4 protein-coding genes, 1 tRNA gene and 1 pseudogene are annotated in these 4212 nt (G+C 46.8%); 2 read left to right on the plus strand and 4 right to left on the minus strand.

What is annotated here, in order from left to right; translation table 11 throughout:
- Nucleotides 1–206: 206 nt before the first annotated feature.
- Nucleotides 207–770, minus strand: a complete 564-nt coding sequence (locus DXB70_RS13810; RefSeq protein WP_118653420.1) for a chromate transporter — start codon at nt 768–770, stop codon at nt 207–209.
- Nucleotides 771–785: 15 nt separating this feature from the next.
- On the minus strand, nt 786–1361 hold the full coding sequence (locus DXB70_RS13815) for a chromate transporter (protein WP_118469525.1): 576 nt from the start codon (nt 1359–1361) through the stop codon (nt 786–788).
- Between the two features lie 270 nt (nt 1362–1631).
- Between DXB70_RS13815 and DXB70_RS13820 the strand changes: the two genes are divergently transcribed.
- The gene (locus DXB70_RS13820; RefSeq protein WP_182448457.1) at nt 1632–2618 is read left to right on the plus strand and encodes a LysR family transcriptional regulator; all 987 of its coding nucleotides are present in this window, start codon (nt 1632–1634) and stop codon (nt 2616–2618) included.
- Between the two features lie 377 nt (nt 2619–2995).
- Nucleotides 2996–3292, plus strand: a pseudogene (locus tag DXB70_RS13825) (Uma2 family endonuclease); the annotation flags it as partial.
- A gap of 42 nt (nt 3293–3334) precedes the next feature.
- Here DXB70_RS13825 and DXB70_RS13830 read toward each other — a convergent pair.
- Both DXB70_RS13830 and DXB70_RS13835 read right to left on the minus strand, forming a co-directional pair.
- Nucleotides 3335–3955, minus strand: a complete 621-nt coding sequence (locus DXB70_RS13830; RefSeq protein ID WP_118673485.1) for a flavodoxin family protein — start codon at nt 3953–3955, stop codon at nt 3335–3337.
- Nucleotides 3956–4121: 166 nt separating this feature from the next.
- Nucleotides 4122–4194: transfer RNA gene (locus tag DXB70_RS13835), tRNA-Gly, on the minus strand.
- Nucleotides 4195–4212 lie beyond the last annotated feature (18 nt).

The following is a 4212-nucleotide window of genomic DNA, read 5'->3' on the forward strand; positions in this document are numbered from 1 at the left end:
TTTTCTATATTTGTTATTCTTTTTATTTTGTTGTGATTTTTTAGAATATTCTTACCATTCTAAGTCTATGCATCTATTTCCCCTAATCCCAGAAATGGCATCGAATCAAAAGAATCCGATGCCATTTCCATCCATTCATAAATACAGCTTTCAATCTCCATCTACACTCTCATTTATATCTATTACCTATTCCTATACTACCTTCTCTACAAATGATACTCAATCAATTTAACTGCCAGGCTGACACCGCCGCAGACCCACATCACAAGAATTGGGTTCAGTTTCCATTTACGGAGCGCTATAAAAGCTGCCGAAAAAAGAACCAGACTGCCCCACTGGATCATCCTCTCCCCATTTATCTCTGGAAGAACTGCTGCCAGTAGCATCGAAAGTCCAGCACCTGCGATCAGCGCCACTACCGCTGGGCGAAGACTGCCTAAAATACTTCCCATCGCAGAGCCGCCACGGTAACGCCGATATATGTATGCCAATACCGATACAATGATACAAGATGGGAAAATACATCCCCAGGTTGCCGCAACCGCCCCCGGAAGTCCCGCTATCCGAATTCCGACAAAGGTTGCTGAATTGACCGCAATCGGTCCCGGCGTCATTTCCGCGATCGTGATAAGATTCGTAAACTCCGTCATCGTGATCCATCCCTGTCGTTCCACAATCAGGCTCTGTACCAGTGGAATCGCCGCGTAGCCGCCGCCCACGCTGAAAAGCCCTATCTGCAGAAAGCTCAAAAATAATTGTATATAGATCATATCTATTCTCCCCCTCTATACCGCACCGGCCGTCTGCTCACGTTTTCTCATCCAGATAAATCGAATCGTTCCCGCCAGAATACCCGCCGCAATGATATAGATTACATTCACATCCAGCACAAAATCAGCCAGGAACGCAATTACCATGATTGCAATTGAATACAGCTTTTTTCCCTTCAGAACATTCACTCCCAGCCCACAGGAAACATCCAGAATCACAGCCGCCACGCCGACTCGCATTCCCTCTAGTGCTGCTGCCACCCAGACGTTCGACGCAAACGCGGCGTAACAGACGGATAAAACCGCCAGAATCGCCATCGGCGGAAGAATCGTTCCGATGACTGCCACCACCATTCCGGCAAACCCATATACTTTCCAACCAACCAAAATTGCCCCATTTACCGCAATCGCGCCCGGACAGGACTGTGCCAGTGCGGTAAAATCAAGCATTTCCTGTTCATCAATCCAGTGAAGCTCATCCACGAAACACTTCTTCATAAATGTCACAATGACGAAACCGCCCCCGAATGTAAATGCGCTGATATAAAGTGTTTTTAAAAATAAAACCAGCAGTTGATGCTTCTGTTTCATCTGCCATTCCCCCTTTTTCTATTTTATCTTTTGTCTCTCCCAGTTCTCCTTCACGCAAAACAACATTCCTTTTTCTGTGCCCATTATAACACTTGCCAATTCATTTTAAAATTACTATAATTTATATATAGTTCTTATTAAAATATCTATGATTCTCTATAAAAGCAACGCCGTCAAAAATAATATTTCTGACGGCAGGAAAAAAGTAGGACAAACATACAAATACGAATGTTTCCCACTCCTTATGAAACATTCAGGAAAGGAGTTTTCATGACACTGCGGCATTTCCGAATTTTTATCGAAGTAGCATCCGCCGGAAGCATTACACAGGCGGCACGCAATCTCTACCTGACGCAGCCAACCGTCAGCACCGCCGTCCGGGAGCTCGAAGAACACTACGGAACATTATTTTTCGACCGGATCAACCAGCGTCTGCGAATTACCGGCGAAGGGCGGCGTTTTCTCGACTATGCACGTCATTTTATCCAGATGTACGATGAAATGGAACTGGCATTTTCCAATTCCGGAATCAGCGGAGTTCTCCGCATCGGTGCCAGCACCAACGTGGGGATTTCCTATCTGCCACGTTTCATGCAGCTATTTCAAGAGACATATCCCCAGGTGCACACGCAGGTCCATATACAGACGACCGCACAGACGGAAGCCATGCTCTTAAATGGGGCGCTAGATCTTGCAATCGTCGGCGGAACCATCCACTCCGAACAGATTGCCCTGACTCCCCTGTTTCAGGAACACTACACCGCCATCTGCGCGCCGGGACACCCGATGGCAGGAAAAACCGTTTCCATCAATACATTTATGAAACAACCGCTGCTCTTCCGCGAAGTCGGTAGCACCTCCTATGAAGTATTTCAAAATGCCATCCGCCAGACCGGCTGTGAGGTCACCCCTGCCTGGGAAAGTACCTCACAAGAGGCCATTCTCGAAGCCGTCCGCCTGGGGCTTGGCGTCACAATTCTGCCAAGCGCTATGCTCGAAGCTGAGCTGAGACTCAGTACCATTTCCCGGATCTATTTTTCGGATTTTTCTTTTCAAAATACCGTTCATCTGGCGTGGCATCAAAGCAAGTTTCTGTCTCCTGTCATGCAGGATTTTATCCAAATGGCGCGTGAACTTTTGCCATCCAACCATATTTCCGCTCAAAATCCCCCGGGAATCTCCCCTCATGCATATCCTGTCCACAGAAATTTTCCGAAGGACTCTCCCGCAGCTACGCTCACTGATCTGCGATATTGAACTACCCTGGGAAAAATTTCGAAATGCATCGGTGCTCTATCAGATGCCTCTTCGTCATTTTCTGGCAAATGCGTTCTTTTCCGCTCTACTGGAACCAGGCAGCGGACTGGAAGATATGATTCTACAGATGCAGGGGATCGCGTTAGAGCATGCCATCGTCCGCTACAGCCTTTTCCTGTGATGGATGCATGACGGTTCCAGTAAACTTCCGTATGAGACGGTTCGCGATTATCCGGTCATCATTATCCATATGACCGGATACGACGCTGAGGTTATCTGGGATTGGTTGCGAATACGTACGGATGATTAAAAATAATTTCTTCCTGTAATATACTTTTAGGTATAGGTATACCTATATTTCAAAAGATTACTGGAATTTGCCCGACGGGCAGCGTGCAGAGCTGATCGAGGGGCAATTTTATAATATGGCACCTCCAAGCCGGATTCATAAGGAAATTTTCTACCAGATTTCCCGCCTTCTTGGAAATTATATCGAGTCCAACGGCGGAAAATGCCGCGTTTATCCGCCTCCTTTCGCCGTCAATCTGGATGCGGATGATAAAGATTGGGTTGAGCCGGATCTCTCTCTTATCTGTGATCCGAATAAATTGACCGACCGCGGCTGTTCCGGCGCTCCCGATCTCATTTTCGAAATCGTATCTCCATCCAGCCGGCGCATGGACTACATTATCAGAAATGCTCTGACTCCCTTAAACTTACCGAATAAAATTCGTCGCCGTCCGCTCCTCCTGTTCCGGAAGACCATATTCTTTCTTGCCAAGCTCGATGGCCTTCATAAGAAATGCCATATTCTTTGCAAGCATCCGCATCGTCTGCTTGCCTTCCTCATCCATCTCTGCCTCCCCTTTCTCACAGCCGTGAATACTGTTCCAGTATCTGCTGGATGCGATCGGCATATTGCTGATGGTAAAAAATTTGTTCAATTCATCAAAAGTCGCTGAGCAGCCACCTCTGCGTGCACAGACTACACTGGCACCCACCTTCATGCTCTTATCAAAGGACGTGCTGTAAAACAAGCGGTCAAGACAGGCAATCAGCGTCGCATTAGCCGATGCATAGTAGACCGGACTGGCAATCACCAGGCCATCCGCCGCCTCAAAGAGAGGTGCCAGCTCATTTACGATATCATCAAACACACATTTTCCAATTTTGCTGCACTGGTTACAGGCAATACAGCCCCGGATATCTTTATTTCCAATCTGTATGGTTGTTACCTCTACCCCACTATTTCGAAATACATTCTCCATTTCCCGGATGGCAATGGATGTGTTGCCGTTTACACGTGGACTTCCGTTTAGAATTAATACTTTGCTCATTTGGTTTCCTCCTTTTACTCTGCGATACATTTATTCCAACAAATTGCTTTTAAACAGTCTGTAAGCGTATATATTGTCTTCAGGTGTCTACAACTGTCTACATAAAAATGAAAATGCAAAAAAGCGGAAACCCTGATGAATCAAAGCTTCCGCAATAATAAAAAAGAGCGCGAGACGGGACTCGAACCCGCGGCCTCGACCTTGGCAAGGTCGCGCTCCACCAACTGAGCCACTCGCGCATATTTGTAAGAATCGGG

It is taken from the genome of Clostridium sp. OM05-5BH (assembly GCF_003481505.1).
In the GTDB taxonomy this organism is placed as follows: domain Bacteria; phylum Bacillota; class Clostridia; order Lachnospirales; family Lachnospiraceae; genus Otoolea; species Otoolea fessa.

Bases quoted from the DNA above. Each gene is read 5' to 3' on its own strand.
- DXB70_RS13830 (WP_118673485.1), bottom strand. From the start codon at position 3,955: ATGAGCAAAGTATTAATTCTAAACGGAAGTCCACGTGTAAACGGCAAC.
- DXB70_RS13810 (WP_118653420.1), bottom strand. From the start codon at position 770: ATGATCTATATACAATTATTTTTGAGCTTTCTGCAGATAGGGCTTTTC.
- DXB70_RS13815 (WP_118469525.1), bottom strand. From the start codon at position 1,361: ATGAAACAGAAGCATCAACTGCTGGTTTTATTTTTAAAAACACTTTAT.
- DXB70_RS13820 (WP_182448457.1), top strand. From the start codon at position 1,632: ATGACACTGCGGCATTTCCGAATTTTTATCGAAGTAGCATCCGCCGGA.